This window comes from Agromyces selenitireducens (assembly GCF_052748465.2).
On the sequence record NZ_CM188259.1, the window covers coordinates 239,475 to 254,852 of the forward strand.

Annotated in this window: 15 protein-coding genes; 11 read left to right on the forward strand and 4 right to left on the reverse strand. The window is 71.9% G+C overall.

Annotated features, from left to right (window positions below):
* Positions 1-31: 31 nt before the first annotated feature.
* The 4 genes from ACULK4_RS01170 to ACULK4_RS01185 all read left to right on the forward strand — a co-directional run bounded on the left by ACULK4_RS01170 (position 32) and on the right by ACULK4_RS01185 (position 5,012).
* The gene (locus tag ACULK4_RS01170) at positions 32-967 is read left to right on the forward strand and encodes a carbohydrate ABC transporter permease (protein WP_445964095.1); all 936 of its coding nucleotides are present in this window, start codon (positions 32-34) and stop codon (positions 965-967) included.
* On the forward strand, positions 964-1,794 hold the full coding sequence (locus ACULK4_RS01175; protein WP_445964096.1) for a carbohydrate ABC transporter permease: 831 nt from the start codon (positions 964-966) through the stop codon (positions 1,792-1,794). Before ACULK4_RS01170 ends, ACULK4_RS01175 begins: the two co-directional genes overlap by 4 nt.
* Positions 1,795-1,797: 3 nt before the next feature.
* Entirely contained in the window at positions 1,798-3,891 is a 2,094-nt protein-coding gene (locus ACULK4_RS01180; protein ID WP_445964097.1) for an alpha-L-rhamnosidase-related protein, read from the forward strand.
* A 110-nt stretch (positions 3,892-4,001) separates the two neighbouring features.
* On the forward strand, positions 4,002-5,012 hold the full coding sequence (locus ACULK4_RS01185; RefSeq protein ID WP_445964098.1) for a LacI family DNA-binding transcriptional regulator: 1,011 nt from the start codon (positions 4,002-4,004) through the stop codon (positions 5,010-5,012).
* Here the strand turns inward: ACULK4_RS01185 and ACULK4_RS01190 are convergent.
* Positions 4,951-6,366, reverse strand: coding sequence for an MFS transporter (locus tag ACULK4_RS01190; RefSeq protein ID WP_445964099.1), 1,416 nt, complete (start codon positions 6,364-6,366; stop codon positions 4,951-4,953). The two genes, ACULK4_RS01185 and ACULK4_RS01190, sit on opposite strands and share 62 nt — an antisense overlap.
* A 5-nt stretch (positions 6,367-6,371) precedes the next feature.
* Positions 6,372-6,794 (reverse strand): MarR family winged helix-turn-helix transcriptional regulator, encoded by a 423-nt coding sequence (locus tag ACULK4_RS01195; RefSeq protein ID WP_445964100.1) that lies wholly within the window; start codon positions 6,792-6,794, stop codon positions 6,372-6,374.
* A gap of 104 nt (positions 6,795-6,898) precedes the next feature.
* Between ACULK4_RS01195 and ACULK4_RS01200 the strand changes: the two genes are divergently transcribed.
* The 4 genes from ACULK4_RS01200 to ACULK4_RS01215 are packed head-to-tail and all read left to right on the forward strand — an operon-like array spanning position 6,899 to position 11,346.
* Positions 6,899-8,698, forward strand: a complete 1,800-nt coding sequence (locus ACULK4_RS01200; protein WP_445964101.1) for a circularly permuted type 2 ATP-grasp protein — start codon at positions 6,899-6,901, stop codon at positions 8,696-8,698.
* Positions 8,698-9,627 carry an alpha-E domain-containing protein gene (locus ACULK4_RS01205; RefSeq protein ID WP_445964102.1) on the forward strand — a complete coding sequence of 310 codons (930 nt, stop codon included), beginning with the start codon at positions 8,698-8,700 and terminating at the stop codon, positions 9,625-9,627. The genes ACULK4_RS01200 and ACULK4_RS01205 overlap by 1 nt, the downstream gene beginning before the upstream one ends.
* Positions 9,624-10,469, forward strand: a complete 846-nt coding sequence (locus ACULK4_RS01210; RefSeq protein WP_445964103.1) for a transglutaminase family protein — start codon at positions 9,624-9,626, stop codon at positions 10,467-10,469. The genes ACULK4_RS01205 and ACULK4_RS01210 overlap by 4 nt, the downstream gene beginning before the upstream one ends.
* Positions 10,470-10,497: 28 nt before the next feature.
* Complete coding sequence (locus ACULK4_RS01215; protein WP_445964104.1) at positions 10,498-11,346, forward strand: alpha/beta fold hydrolase; 849 nt, start codon at positions 10,498-10,500, stop codon at positions 11,344-11,346.
* 91 nt (positions 11,347-11,437) lie between these two features.
* On the opposite strand, the gene ACULK4_RS01220 is transcribed toward ACULK4_RS01215, so the two are convergent.
* On the reverse strand, positions 11,438-12,058 hold the full coding sequence (locus ACULK4_RS01220) for a histidine phosphatase family protein (RefSeq protein ID WP_445964105.1): 621 nt from the start codon (positions 12,056-12,058) through the stop codon (positions 11,438-11,440).
* A 228-nt stretch (positions 12,059-12,286) separates the two neighbouring features.
* Between ACULK4_RS01220 and lplAB the strand changes: the two genes are divergently transcribed.
* Together lplAB and ACULK4_RS01230 are read left to right on the forward strand one after the other, a co-directional pair.
* Positions 12,287-13,336, forward strand: a complete 1,050-nt coding sequence (lplAB, locus tag ACULK4_RS01225) for a lipoate-protein ligase LplAB (RefSeq protein ID WP_445964106.1) — start codon at positions 12,287-12,289, stop codon at positions 13,334-13,336.
* Positions 13,337-13,543: 207 nt separating this feature from the next.
* Positions 13,544-13,864, forward strand: coding sequence for a hypothetical protein (locus ACULK4_RS01230; RefSeq protein ID WP_445964107.1), 321 nt, complete (start codon positions 13,544-13,546; stop codon positions 13,862-13,864).
* Positions 13,865-13,886: 22 nt separating this feature from the next.
* Here ACULK4_RS01230 and ACULK4_RS01235 read toward each other — a convergent pair whose 3' ends face one another.
* Positions 13,887-14,390, reverse strand: a complete 504-nt coding sequence (locus tag ACULK4_RS01235; protein ID WP_445964108.1) for a flavodoxin family protein — start codon at positions 14,388-14,390, stop codon at positions 13,887-13,889.
* 112 nt (positions 14,391-14,502) lie between these two features.
* Here ACULK4_RS01235 and ACULK4_RS01240 point away from each other — a divergent pair, with 112 nt between their 5' ends.
* Entirely contained in the window at positions 14,503-15,375 is an 873-nt protein-coding gene (locus ACULK4_RS01240; RefSeq protein WP_445964109.1) for a DNA-methyltransferase, read from the forward strand.
* Positions 15,376-15,378: the final 3 nt, after the last annotated feature.

The window sequence follows — 15,378 nt, forward strand, 5'->3', positions numbered from 1 at the left end:
CCGGCCCCGCGATCACATCCGGGAGACCACCATGACCACCGCGACGGCCGCCGGCCGCACCGCCACGGGTCCCGAGGCGACGGCGCCTCCGGCACCCGCGAAGCGGAAGCCCATGAAGAGCCCGTATCCCACCTGGTTCTTCATCCCCGCAGGCGTCTTCTACGTCGTCCTCTTCCTCGTCCCGACCGTCGCGTCGTTCTACTTCGCGCTCACCCGCTGGACCCTGTTCGACGTCGAGTTCATCGGACTCGACAACTTCATCCGGTTCTTCCAGGAACCGCAGCTGGTCACCGGGTTCGTCAACACGTTCATCTACGCGTTCCTGACCTCGGGCGCGAAGGTCGTCCTCGGCCTGCTGCTCGGTGTCTTCCTGAGCTCGCAGATCATCGCGCGGGGCTTCCTGCGCGCGACCATCTTCTTCCCGGTGCTGGTCAGCACGATCGGCGTCGGCATCCTGTTCAAGGTGCTGATGGACCCGTTCGGCGGGCCGATCAACGAGTCGCTCGCGGTGATCGGCATCGAGGGGCCGGCGTGGCTCACCGACCCGTCGCTCGCGCTCATCTCCGTCGCCCTCGTCGACATCTGGAAGGGCGTCGGCCTCGCCACGCTCATCTACATCGCCGGCATGGTCGCCATCCCGCAGGAGTACTACGAGGCCGCGAAGGTCGACGGCGCCGGCGCCTGGCACAACTTCCGGCACATCACGCTGCCGCTGCTGCGTCCGGCGACGGTCACGGTCGTCCTGCTCTCGCTCATCGGCGGGCTTCGCTCGTTCGACCTGATCTGGGCGATGACCGGCGGCGGACCGGGCTTCACGAGCGACGTGCTCGCCTCGGTCATCTACAAGCAGTACCAGGCCGGGTTCTTCGGCCTCTCCACCGCGGGCAACGTCGTGCTCTTCGTCGTCGTCGCCGCGATCGTCTTCCCGCTCTCGTGGTGGCTCAACCGGAAGGAGGACGACCGATGACCAGTCGGCTCTGGCGCATCGGCGGCGGCGTCGCCGCGATCCTCGTCGCCCTCGTGATCTTCATCGTCCCGTTCCTGTTCATCGTCTTCACGGCGGGCAAGACGCAGGCAGAATCCTCGTTCCTCGAGTACAGCTGGCCTACCGAGTGGGTGCTGTTCGAGAACATCGCCACCGTGCTCCAGAACCGCGACTTCCTGCTCGTCCGCGCGTTCGTGAACAGCACCGTCCTCACGCTCGCCGCGGTCACGATCATGGTCGTGCTCGGCGCGATGGTCGGGTACGTGCTGCAGCGGCGCAAGTCGCGCTGGAATCCCGTCGTCAACTCGCTCGTCCTGGCCGGGCTCATCATCCCGCCCGCCGTGGTGCCGACGATCTGGGTGCTGCAGGGCCTCGAGCTCTTCAAGTCGATCCCCGGGCTCATCGCGGTGCACGTCGCCTTCGGCCTGTCGTTCTGCATCCTGCTCTTCCGGGCGTTCGTCGCGACGATCCCGCGCGAGCTCGACGAGGCGGCGATCATCGACGGCGCGGGTCCGGTCAAGCTCTTCTTCCGCGTGATCTTCCCGCTGCTGCGCTCGGTGATCGTGACGGTCATCGTCGTGCAGGCCGTGTCCGTCTTCAACGACTTCACGTTCGCGCTGTACTTCGCGCCGGGCGACGACAACGCGACGGTGCAGCTGACGACGTTCAACTACATCTCGCAGTCGGTCAGCTCGTTCAACCTCCTGTTCGCGAACGTGCTGCTCATCACCATCCCGCCGTTGATCATGTACATCTTCTTCCAGCGCCAGATCGTCGCCGGCATGACGTCCGGCGCCGTGAAGGGCTGACGGATGCCGCAGGAGCCGCCGCGCTCGGCCGACGAGCTGCGGCGGTGGGTGCGGGCGCGCTCGCCTCAGCCGTTCGACGACGCCGCAGTCGTCCCGCGCACGGCCGACCTCGAGTGGCGGTACGGCCCGGGCCAGTACCCCCTCGCCCTGCTGGCGCGCATCGTCGAGGACGGGTTCGCCGCCAACCGGCACGTGCACTACCCGCGGAACCACGGGCGGGTCGCCGAGCGCGTCGCCTTCCGGGCGGTCGCGACCGCCGCCGGCAGCGTGCCGGTGCGGGTGTCGGGGCGAGCGGATGTCGCGGTGCGCGACGGCGTCCGAGTGCGGGCGGTCGACGGCGGCCTCGAGCTCACGCTCACCGGCGCCGGCGCGATCGTCGAGTTCACGGTCACGGGCGGTTCCGGCGCGGTGCCCGCGGTCGGCGTCCCGGTGGGGGCCGCACTCGGCGACTGGGCGGCGGCCATCGACGGCGACCCCTGGATGCCGGTACGGCTGAGGCCCGGCGGCGACCGGCCGCCGCACCTCGATCCGCCCGGCACGGTCGACGTGGTTGCACGTCCTGGGCCGGCCGGCGTGCTCGATGTCGGTGCACCGGTGCTCGGCCGCCCCATCCTCCCGCCCGGGCCCGAGCCCGTCCTGACCAGCGGCGAGAGCGTCGCCGAGGCGCTCGCCGACGAGTCCGCGCTCGAGACCCGGCACGACGTGGTCCGGCTGCCCGACGGCGGGTGGACCACGCGGCATCCGCTCGGGTTCAGGTACCTGCGGGTGCGAACGGATGCCGCGCCGCACCCGGTCACGGTGCGCGCCGAGGTCGCTCCGGCCGCGCGCCCGGGAGCCTTCGCGTGCTCGGACGACCGGCTCACCCGCATCTGGACGGCGGCGCAGTACACGCTGCGGCTCTGCGCGCAGGGGCTCATGCTCGACGGCATCAAGCGCGATCGGATGCCGTGGGCCGGCGACCAGGCGCTGAGCACGCTCGCGAACGCGTTCGCGCTCGGCGATGCGCAGGTCGTGTCCGACGGCCTGGTCGCGCTCGGCCGCCCCGAGCACGGCTACGTCAACGGCATCGCCGACTACTCGGTCTGGTGGCTCGTCAACGCCGACCGGTACGTGCGGTACTTCGGTGACGCTGCGTTCGCCGAGCGCGAGGCGGAGCACGTGCACGCGTTCGTCGCCGAACTCGCGCGGCACGCCGGCGACGACGGGGTCTTCCGGCCGGCCCCGCAACCCGGCGGCTTCGTCGACTCCGGTCCCGGGTCGGTGTTCCTCGACTGGGGTCTCGCGCTCGAGCAGGGGCGCGACCCGGCCGCGCTGCAGATGCTGTGGTGCTGGGCCCTGCGCAGTGCGGAGCGGCTGCTCGACCGCGCGGGCCACCCGGGGGCGACCCGGTGGGCCGCGCTCGCGGACGAGGTCGAGTCGACCCTGCGCATGCGCGCCTGGCTGCCGGGAGCCGGTCGCTGGGCCGACTACCTCGACGCGGATGCCGCCACGGCATCGCCCGCGCCGTACGCCAACTTCCTCGCGGTGCTCGCAGGCCTCCACCCCGACGGCGTGCCGGCGGGCGTCGCCGGGTCGATGCGCACCGGCACGGCGGGGACCCCGTTCATGACCGCGTTCCGCCTGCGGGCGCTGCTCGACGCGGGCGCGCACGACGCGGTGCTCGACGAGGTGCGCCGCATCTGGGGCGCGATGCTCGACGCCGGTCCGGGCACGTTCTGGGAGGAGTCCGCGAGCGGCGGCGACGACCTCACGATGTACGGCCGGCCGTTCGGACGCAGCCTCTGCCACGCGTGGGCCGCGGGTCCGGCCGCGATCCTGCCCGAGGCGGTGCTCGGCGTGTGTCCGCTCGCCGACGGCTGGTCGCGCTTCGAGGTCGAGCCGCGGCTCGGCGACCTGGACTGGGCGGCCGTGGTGGTCCCGGTGCCGTCCGGCGACCTCGTCGTGTGCGCCGAGGGAGCCGGCGTGACCGTGCACGTGCCCGCCGGGACCGCGCTCGTCCGGGCCGGTCGCGTGGACCACGGCCCGGCGGTGGTCGAGTGGTCGACGACCGCCGGACCGGCAGCCGTCGTCGGTGGAGGCGTGCACGGAGCACCATGAGTGCGCAGGCGCGCTCGCCCCCGGTGCTGACGGTGCGGCTCCGGTCTCCGCCGGGTTCGCCTGCGATCATGGAGCATCCCGGTACGGCCCCCGAGGCGAGGAGGAATCGCATGGCAGTCAGCGTGCGCGAGGTCGCGGCCGCGGCATCCGTCTCGGTGGGCACGGTGTCGAACGTGCTGAACCGGCCGGACAAGGTGTCGCCCGAGACCGTCGCCCGGGTGCTCGCGGCGATCGACGCGCTCGGGTTCGTGCGCAACGACGCCGCCCGCCAGCTGCGAGCCGGTCGCAGCCGTTCGATCGGCCTCGTCGTGCTCGACGTGCGCAACCCGTTCTTCACGGATGTCGCCCGCGGGGCGGAGGACCGCGCCGCGGAGGACGGCATGACGATCCTCCTCGGCAACAGCGACGACAACCCCGACCGCGAGCGCTCCTACCTCGACCTGTTCGAGGAGCAGCGCGTGCACGGCGTCCTGATCACGCCGCTCGCCGACGACCTGCCGCGGCTCGAGCGGATGCGTCGACGCGGGGTGCCCGTCGTGCTGGTCGACCGGGAGTCCGAGGACCGCAGCTTCTCGTCCGTGGCGGTCGACGACGTCGTGGGCGGCGCACTCGCCGTGCGCCACCTGGTCGAGTCCGGGCGTCGGCGCATCGCGTTCGTCGGCGGTCCGACGACGATCCGGCAGGTCGCCGACCGACTCGAGGGCGCGCGGCGTGCCGCCGCGGAGACGCCGGGCGTCACGCTCGAGGTCGTCGAGACCGAGTCGACCACCGTGCTCGAGGGTCGCGCAGCGGGGGAGCGGATCCGGGACCGCGCGCCCGAGGACCGCCCCGACGCGATCTTCGCCGCGAACGACCTGCTCGCCGTGGGCGTGCTCCAGGCGCTCGTCATGCTCGGCGGCGACGTCCGCGTGCCGGAGGACATCGCCCTCATCGGCTACGACGACATCGACTTCGCCCAGGCCGCGGTCGTGCCGCTCTCATCCATCCGGCAGCCCGCGTGGCTCATCGGCTACACGGCCGTCGACCTGCTGCTGCGCGAGGCGCGCGAGGGCGCGGACTTCACGCCCGACCAGGTGCAGTACCAGCCCGAGCTGGTGGTGCGGGAGTCGACGCCACGGTGAGCGGCCCCGTGCGCCGGGCCGCGACGTGCGCGCCCGGGGTCGACTCGGGCCGTGCCACCGCGACCGGCCGCGTGATCGGCACCGCGATCGCCGCCGTGGGCGGCTCGGCGTAGTCGAGCCCGAAGCGGGGCATCCACCCGCCGACCGGATGCCGCACCACGCGCAGGCCGCGGGCGACGATGAGCCAGGCCAGGCCGATGAGCGCCGCGAGCCCGGCGGCGACGGCGGCCACGCCGAGCGCCCAACGGGGACCCCACGCGTTCGCGACCGCGCCGACGATGGGTGCGCCGATCGGGGTGCCGCCCGAGAGGATCGCCATGTAGAGCGCCATGACGCGCCCGCGCAGCAGCGGGTCGGTCGTGGTCTGCACGTATCCGTTCGCCGTGGTGAGCATGGTGACGACGGTGAAGCCGATGAAGACGGTCGAGGCCGCGAACAGCCAGTACGTCGGCATGACCGCGGCGACGGTGGCCGCGACGCCGAAGAACGCGACGGCGAGGATGATCACGCGCAGTCGTGCCCGCTCGCGCTTCGCCGCCAGGAGCGCGCCCGTGAGCGAGCCGATCGCGAGGATCGACGACAGCAGTCCGTACTCGCCCGCGCCGCGCTCGAACTCGACCGCCATGGTCGAGGCGAAGATCGGGAAGTTCATGCCGAACGCGCCCACGAGGAAGACGATGACGAACACGACGACGAGGTCGGGCCGGCCGGCGACGTAGCGGAATCCGGCGACGAACTGACCGCGCTCCCGGGAGGCCCGCGGCATCCGTCGCCGTGCCGAGCCCCGCAGCTTCGCGAGTGCCACGAGCACCGCGACGAACGAGATCGCGTTGATCACGAACACCCAGCCGGAGCCGACGAGCACGATGAGCAGGCCCGCGAGCGCGGGGCCGATCATGCGCGCGGCGTTGAACGACGCCGAGTTGAGTGCGACCGCATTCGACATGTTCGACGACGACACGAGGTCGGCGACGAACGTCTGACGGGCGGGCATGTCGACGGCGTTGACGATGCCGAGCAGGCCCGCGAAGACGTAGAGGTGCCACAGCTCGGCGCGCCCGAGGATCAGCAGTGCGCCGAGCGCGAAGCCGAGCGCCATGAGCGCCGACTGCGTGAACATGAGCACCTTGCGCCGCTCGAACCGGTCGGCGATGAGCCCCGTGACGGGCACGAGCAGCAGCTGCGGCGCGAACTGCAGCGCCATCGTGATGCCGACCGCGAACGCGTCGTTGTCGGTGAGCTCGGTGAGCACGACCCAGCTCTGGGCCGTGGCCTGCATCCAGGCGCCGATGTTGGAGATGAGCGCGCCGACGAACCAGATGCGGTAGTCGACCGACGCGAGGGAGCGGAACATGGCTTTCACGTGGTGGCGAGGTCTCCCATCAGTTCGGCGGCTCGGGCGAGGGTGGCGCGGTCCTCCTTCGAGAGGTCCCGAAGGCGCGTGGTGAGCCACGCGTCGCGCTGCTTGAGGGTCGTGGCGACGATGTCGCGGCCGGCATCGGTGAGGCGGATGTTGCTGCGCCGCCGGTCCGCCTCGTCGGCCTCCCGCACGAGGTAGCCCACCTCTTCGAGGCAGTTGACCGTGCGGTTCATCGAGGGGGACGACACGCGCTCGTGCTCGGCGAGCTGGGTGAGGGTCAGCGGGCCGCGCTTGTCGAGCCAGCCCAGGACCGCGAACTGCCCGTCGGACAGGCTCGGGTCGACCCGCTCGGCGCGGAGCCGACGGGCCAGCCGCAGCGTCGACATGCGCAGCGCGGTGCTCTGCTCGGCGATCGTTCCCATGGATTGATTAGCATAACAAATTAGCAATGCTAAGTAAAATGGATGGCACGGGCCGGACCCACGCCGGAAACACCCCCGAAACCCCCGACTGCGACCCTCTGGACATGGGCAGCATCTTCGACGGGTACGCGGCCACGCGGCCGCGCGCGCGAGCCCGGGCCAGGCCGTGGGACGAGATGTTCCCCGCCGACGCGGTGAGCGTCCGCGAGCCCTACCGGGAGCTGTACCCCGCGCTCGCCCGCATGTCGCAGGACGAGCTGCGCGGGCGCACCGAGGCGCTCGCGAGCTCCTACCTCGCCCAGGGCGTCACCTTCGACTTCGCCGGCGAGGAGCGACCGTTCCCCCTCGACGCGGTTCCGCGGGTGATCTCGTCGACCGAGTGGAGCGTCGTCGAGGCCGGCGTCGCACAGCGGGTCCGCGCGCTCGAGCGCTTCCTGAACGACGTGTACGGCCCGCAGGAGGCGGTGCGCGACGGCGTCATCCCGGCGGCGCTCATCAGCTCGTCGACCCACTACCACCGGCAGGCCGCCGGGATCGAGAGCGCCAACGGCGTGCGGATCCACGTCGCGGGGATCGACGTCATCCGCGACGAGGTCGGCGACTGGCGCGTGCTCGAGGACAACGTGCGCGTGCCGAGCGGCGTCTCCTACGTGATCTCGAACCGCCGCGTCATGGCGCAGACCCTGCCGGAGCTGTTCACCTCGATGCGGGTGCGACCGGTGGGCGACTACCCGAACCGCCTGCTGCAGGCGCTGCGCGCGAGCGCGCCCGAGGGCGTCGACGACCCGACCGTCGTCGTGCTCACGCCAGGGGTCCACAACTCCGCGTACTACGAGCACACCCTCCTCGCCCGGCTCATGGGCGTCGAGCTCGTCGAGGGGCGCGACCTGTTCTGCTCGGGCGGCCGGGTCTGGATGCGCACCACGGCCGGGCCGACCCGCGTGGACGTGATCTACCGCCGCGTCGACGACGAGTTCCTCGACCCGCAGCACTTCCGCCCCGACTCCGTGCTCGGCGCGCCCGGCCTGATGCTCGCGGCCCGGCTCGGGCACGTGACCATCGCGAACGCGGTCGGCAACGGCGTCGCCGACGACAAGCTCGTCTACACGTACGTGCCCGACCTCATCCGCTACTACCTCGGCGAGGAGCCCGTCCTCCCGAACGTGCAGACGTGGCGACTGGAGGAACCCGAAGCGCTCGCCGAAGTGCTCGACCGGCTCGGCGAGCTCGTCGTGAAGCCGGTCGACGGCTCGGGCGGCAAGGGCCTCGTCGTGGGGCCGGATGCCTCGAAGTCGACCCTCGCCGAACTCCGGGGACACCTGCGCAAGGACCCGCGCGGCTGGATCGCGCAGCCCGTCGTGCAGCTGTCCACGATCCCGACCCTCGTCGAGGACGGCATGCGCCCCCGGCACGCCGACCTCCGCCCGTTCGCGGTCAACGACGGCGACGACGTGTGGGTGCTGCCCGGGGGGCTCACGCGTGTGGCCCTTCCCGAGGGGCAGCTGATCGTGAACTCGAGCCAGGGCGGGGGTTCGAAGGACACCTGGGTGCTCGACGACGCCTCCACGACCGGGCCGATCACGGGGCTCGTCCCCGGCCCGCGCACGGCCGGCGCCGGCGTCGGCCCGCTCGTCGCCGACCAGGCGGCACCGGCGACCGCGTCCATCCCGGTCGTCGGCACGACCGCGGCATCGAGCCCGCACCACCCGCACCGTCCCGAGTCGTCGCCGCAGGACGAGGACGCGCCCGTCCGTCAGCAGCAGCAACAGCAGCAGCAGCAGCAGGGCTCGTGGGGGTCGAGGAGGTCGCGCCGCGGCCGCGGCGAGACCCGGCCGTTCGATGGATCTCGGGACGCCGACTCCGTCGGCGCCTCGACCCGCACGATCGACAGGGGGGTCAGCTGATGCTCTCCCGCATCGCCGAGTCGCTCTTCTGGATCGGGCGCTACATCGAGCGCAGCGACGGCACCGCGCGCATCCTCGACGTGCACCTGCAACTCCTCCTCGAGGACCCCTGGATCGAGGAGGACTCCGCCTGCCGCGCGCTGCTGTCGGTCATGGGCAGTGAGCCGGACGGCGATGTCGCCTTCGCGCGCCACGACGTCATCGCGCTCCTCGCGGTCGACCCGCTCAATCCGGCCTCGATCGCCCACTCGATCACCGCCGCTCGCGAGAACGCCCGCCGCGCGCGCGAGATCGTCTCGACCGAACTGTGGGAGGCGCTCAACCAGACGAACTCGCGGATGCCGCGGCAGGTGGCATCCGACAAGACGCATGAGTTCTTCAGGTGGGTCCGCGACCGCGCCGCGCTCGCCGTCGGCGTCGTCGACTCGGCCGCGAGCCGCGACGAGGCCTGGCACTTCCTCCACCTCGGACGTTCGATCGAGCGCGCCGACATGACCGCGCGCCTGCTCGCCACCCGGTCCCTCACCGAGGCGAGCGGACCCAGCTGGACGACGATCCTCCGCAGCTGCGGCGGCTACGAGGCCTACCTGCGCAGCTACCGCGGGGTGCCGTCATCGCAGTCGGCGGCCGAGTTCCTGCTCCTCGACCGGTTGTTCCCGCGGTCGATCATCGCCAGCGTCATCCGCGCCGAGGAATCGCTGCGCGAGATCGACCCGCGCGCCGGACGCGTCGGCGTGACCGACCAGGGTCAGCGGCTGCTCGGGCAGATCCGCTCCGAACTCGAGTACCGTCCCATCGCCGACCTCCTCGCCGACCTCGCCGGGTCCATGGAGCACGTGCAGGAGGCCGTCTCATCCGCGAGCGAGGCGATCCGCCAGCGCTACTTCCCGGCGAGCGTCGTGCCCGTCTGGATCGGGGAGGTCTCGTGAGCCGGCTCCGCATCGTCCACCGAACGGGGTTCGACTACGCCGAACCCGCGACCGCGTCGTACAACGAGGCGCGCATGCTGCCCCACTCGGGCGGCGAGCAGTTCGTGCTGCAGGCGTCGCTCGACATCCGCCCCGGCGCCACGCAGCATGCGTACCTCGACTACTGGGGCACGCGAGTGTCGACGTTCGAGGTGCTCACGCCGCACCGCGAGCTGTCGGTGACCGCGACGAGCATCGTCGAGGTGCGGCCGCTGCCGCGGCGCGGCCCCGAGCCGACGTGGGAGGAGCTCGCCGCCATCCGTGCCTCGAGCGTGCCGTTCGTCGAGTTCACCCAGCAGACGGATGCCACGCAGCCGCCCCAGGAGGTGGCGGCCCTCGCCGCCTCGATCGCCGCCGAGGGCATGCCCGTCGGCGAGACGGCGCTCGAGATCGCGCGCGCCGTCGGCGACGCCGTCGAGTACGTGATGGGCGTGACCGGCGTGAACTCGACCGCGCGCGAGGCGTGGGCCGAGCGCAAGGGCGTCTGCCAGGACATCGCGCACCTCGCCGTCGGCGCGCTGCGCTCGGTCGGCATCCCCGCACGGTACGTGTCCGGCTACCTGCACCCCGACCCGTCGGCGCCGATCGGCGTGACGGTCACCGGCGAGTCGCACGCCTGGGTCGAGTGGTACGCCGGGTCGTGGCGCGGGTACGACCCGACGAACCTCGCCGAGGCGGGCGAGTCCCACGTGCTCGTCGGCCGTGGCCGCGACTACGACGACGTGACCCCGCTGCGAGGCGTCTACGCGGGACCGTCGTCGTCCGAGCTCTTCGTCTCGGTCGAGGTCACGCGCGAGTCGTGATCTCCCGGACGGATGGCAGGATGAGCGCATGCCGACCTTCACCGACGCCCACGGCGTGCGCATCCACTACCAGTCGTGGCGGGTCCCCGAGCCGGTCGCGGTCATCCAGCTCGTGCACGGCATCGGCGAGCACATCGGCCGGTACGGCGAACTCGTCGAGGCGCTGAACGCCGCCGGGTACTCGGTGTGGGCCGACGACCACCGCGGCCACGGGCAGACCGGGTTCGAGCAGCACGGCGGCGACCTCGACCGCATGGGCCGGCCCGGCCCGGGCGGCATGGCCGCGGCGATCGCCGGCGTCGAGCGGTTCGGCGAGATCATCCGCGAGACCGAGGGCGACGACGTGCCGTTCGTGATCCTCGGCCACTCGTGGGGGTCGTTCATGACGCAGCACGTCGTCAACCGGCATCCGGAGCGCTACGACGGCGTCGTGCTCACCGGCACCGCCTGGCTGCAACTCGGCTACACGAACATCGGCGACCTCAACAAGCGCTTCGCCCGACCCGGCGGCACCGAGGTGGAGTGGCTGAGCCGCGACCCCGCCGTCGCCGTGGCCTGGGAGGCCGACCCGTACACCACGAACCGCACGCTGCAGCAGCTGTTCGGCTGGCCGCAGTCCTTCACGCTCATGACCCGACCCTCGAAGCGGATCCCGAGCGAGTTGCCGCTGCTCATCATGGTCGGCTCCGACGACCCGGTCGCCGGCGAGCGCAGCGCGAAGGCGCTCCTGAAGGACTACGTGCGTCGTGCGGGCCTCGTCGACGCGACGCTCGTCGTGTACGACGAGGCGCGCCACGAGGTCTTCAACGAGATCAACCGCGAGGAGGTCCGCGCCGACCTCGTCCGCTGGCTCGACGAGCGCTACGCCGTCGACTGACCTGCGGGATCGAGTAGCGCCGCCGAAGGCGACGCGTATCGAGATCGCCCCGTCGTGAGACGCCCGCCGCGCCCGGGAGACGGATGCCGCGTCAGGCGCGGGGCGGGATGTTGAAGCCCAGCAGGCGGGCGCGGCGCCCGCCGCCGAGTTCCTCGAAGCGGAGGATCGTCGGCGCGCAGTTCTCCACGACCGGGAACAGCTCGCGGTACCGGTCCGGGTCGATGCCGAGCAGCTCGCACAGCACGAGCCGCATGAGCGTCGCGTGCGTCACGACGAGCACGCGCCCGTGCGGGAACTCGTCCGCGAGCTCGAGCAGGGCCGGCAGGGCCCGTGCGATGCCCTCGACGCCCGACTCGCCCGCGGGCATGGGCTGGCGGGCCGGATGCCGCTCGAAGGCCGCCCACTCCGCCGGCATGCGATCGTCGAGCTCGGCCGGGGTCAGCCCTTCGCCGGAACCGAAGTCGATCTCGACGAGACGAGGGTCCAGGCGGATCTCGATGCCCGTGGCGTCCGCCGCCGGCTTCGCCGTGACCCGCGCCCGCAGCATCGGCGACGCGACGATCGCCGACAGCCGCGCGCGCGTGGCCCACTCGCCGAGCTCATCGGCCTGCACGCGCCCGTGGTCGGTGAGCTCCACGTCGGACGAGCCGGCGTAGCGGTGCTCGGCGTGCCAGACGGTCTCACCGTGGCGGGCCAGGAAGAGCGTGGTCATCGCGGCATCCGTTCGTCGTCTCGATGTCGTCGTTCGGGCGGGAGCGCCTGCGCCGAGCCTACGCCCGCGCCTCCGCCACCGCCCGCCTCCGCCACCGCCCGCCCCTCGCAACGCCGGTTCACAGGAACAGCGGCGATTCACCGGTCAGATCCGGCACCGACGTGCCGCAGATCGCCGAATCTCCTGTGAACGGCGGGTGGTGCAGGCGGCATCCGTAGGCTGGAGCCCATGCACGGTGAGTACAAGGTGCCCGGCGGCAAGCTCGTCGTGGTCGACTTCGACGTCGTCGACGGCGCGATCCGCAACCCGCGCGTCGCGGGCGACTTCTTCCTCGAGCCCGACGATGCGCTCGGCGACCTGAACGCGGCGCTCGAGGGGCTGCCCGCGGCATCCGACGCCAAGCAGATCGCCGCGGCGATCGCCAAGGGCCTGCGTCCCGACGCGGTCATGCTCGGCTTCTCGCCCGAGGCGGTGGCCGTCGCGGTGCGGCGTGCGATGACGGATGCCGCGACCTGGACCGACTACGAGTGGGAGATCGTGCACGACCCGGCAGTGCCGCCGCGCCTGCACCTCGCGCTCGACGAGGTGCTCGCCACCCGCGTCGGCGAGGGGCGGCGGAAGCCCACGCTGCGGTTCTGGGAGTGGGAGGAGTCGGCGGTCGTGATCGGCTCGTTCCAGTCGGTCCGGAACGAGGTCGATCCGGATGGCGCGGCCCGCTACGGCTTCGACGTCGTGCGCCGCATCTCGGGCGGCGGCGCGATGATGATGGAGAAGGGCAACGTCGTCACCTACTCGCTGTACGTGCCCGCCGAGCTCGTGCAGGGCATGAGCTTCGCCGACTCGTACGCGTTCCTCGACGACTGGGTGCTGCAGGGGCTCCGCTCGCTCGGCATCGAGGCGACCTACCAGCCCCTCAACGACATCGCGAGCCCCGCCGGCAAGATCGGCGGTGCCGCGCAGAAGCGCCTCGGCTCGGGCGGCGTGCTGCATCATGTGACGATGGCGTACGACCTCGACAACGCCAGGATGCTCGAGGTGCTCCGCATCGGGCGCGAGAAGATCAGCGACAAGGGCATCGCCTCGGCCGCCAAGCGCGTCGACCCGCTCCGCTCGCAGACGGGCCTGCCGCGTGCCGAGGTCATCGAGCGGCTCAAGGCGACGTTCGCCGACCTGTACGGCGCGACGCCCGGCGCGGTCACGGCCGACGAGCTCGCCGAGGCCGAGTCGCTCGTCGCGTCGAAGTTCGCGACGGAGGAGTGGCTGCAGCGCGTGCCGTGACCGTGAGCCGGTCTGCGGAATTCAGGAACGGGCAGGGCTCACGGTGCGTCACCGCCGGGGAATCCCGCCCGAACCGGGGTGGCGGCGGCCTGGGTTCCTGAATTCTGCTCGACGGATGCCGCGGCATCCGTCGCCCGTGGTGCAACTCGGCGGACGGGCTGGGGAACAGCTGAACGTGAGCAGTCGTCAGCCCGCTACAATCGCCGGGTGGACTGGTGGATGGGACTGCTCATTACCGGCGCGGTGCTCGCGTTCGGCGCGATCGCGGTGCGCCTGCGCTGGATCGACCTGTCCGACAAGACCAGGCGGGGCAAGCCCAGCGGCTCGGCCGTCATGATGATCGGCGACGAGGTGTTCGCGCCGCGCAAGTACGAGGCGCAGGTCGAGGTCGACCGTCAGGCCCGCCTGCCCGTGCCCGCGCCCGTGCCCGGCGACGGTGACAAGGGCATCTCGTACGCGGCCGCCGACGCCGACGACGACGATCCGGAACGGTTCCGCGGGCGCATCCGCCTCGACGTCGGGCGCTGACGCCGCGGCATCCGTCACGGCGCTACGCGTCGATCAGCGTCGCGCCCCACTCGTGCGCCCGCGTGAGCTCGCCGTCGGCGACCGGGCCCGAGTAGCCGTGCACACCGAACGTGACGGCATGGTCCACCGGGCGGAATCCCTTCGACACCAGCACCTTCAGCGCCTTCTTCGCCGCCGACCCCGGCAGGCGCGGCTTCACGGTGCGCGTGTCGAACGTCGCGACGGCCACCGGCGACGACGGCGCGGCCAGCGCATCGAGCCATTCGCGGATGCCGCGGGCCGGGATGACCGTCGCACCCTGCTGCCTGGCGGATTCGCGCGTCTTCGCCGTGGTCATCGAGAAGGCGTGCGTCGGCCCGCCCACCACGACGAGGTCCACCTCGGGGTCGATGGCGCCCGGCGCGGATGCGGCCTCGACCACGTCGACGGTGTCGACCCCCTCGCTCGACCGCAGCCCGTCGGCGATCGCCCGGGCCAGTTCGCCCGTGTTTCCCCAGATCGTCTCGTACACCACCAGCGCGCGCATCGTGTTCCCTCGTTCCTGCTCGTTCGGGTCCAGACGCGTCAGGTTACGACGACGGATGCCGCGCCGGGAGGGACCTTCGGCCGGTGGGCCCCGCCGCTGGCAGACTTGAGCGGTGCCCGCCGACGAGCCCGACCGCGTCATCCACGCCGACAACCTCGACGTGCTGCCGAGCCTCCCCGACGGGCGCTTCACGCTCGTCTACCTCGATCCGCCCTTCAACACGGGGCGGCCGCAGTCGCGCCGGTCGACCCGGCACGTGCGGCAGGGCGTGGCGGATGACGCGGGAACCGCGCCATCCGGAACCGTCACGGGCTTCTCGGGCAGGCGGTACGAGCGGATCCGCGGCGACCTGATGCGCTACGACGACCGCTTCGACGACTACTGGGGGTTCCTCGAACCGCGCCTCGCGGAGGCGTGGCGCCTGCTCGCCGACGACGGCACGCTCTACCTGCACCTCGACTACCGCGAGGCGCACTACGCGAAGGTGCTGCTCGACGCGCTGTTCGGGCGCGAGTGCTTCCTCAACGAGCTCATCTGGGCATATGACTACGGCGGCAAGTCGAAGCGGCGCTGGCCGACGAAGCACGACACGATCCTCGTGTACGTGAAGGATCCGGAGCGGTACTTCTTCGACTCGGCCGCGGTGGACCGCGAGCCGTACATGGCGCCGGGGCTGGTCACGCCGGAGAAGGCGGCGGCGGGCAAGCTGCCGACCGACGTGTGGTGGCACACGATCGTGTCGCCGACGGGCCGCGAGAAGACCGGGTACCCGACGCAGAAGCCCGAGGGCGTGCTGCGTCGCATCGTGCAGGCGTCGAGCCGACCCGGCGACTGGGTGCTCGACGCGTTCGCGGGCTCGGGCACGACGGGCGCGGTCGCCAGGTCGCTGGGCCGCCGTTTCGTGCTGGTCGACGAGCACGCCGAGGCGATCGAGGTCATCCGGCGCCGGTTCGCGGATGCCGCCGGCATCCGCTTCGAGGCCTGACGA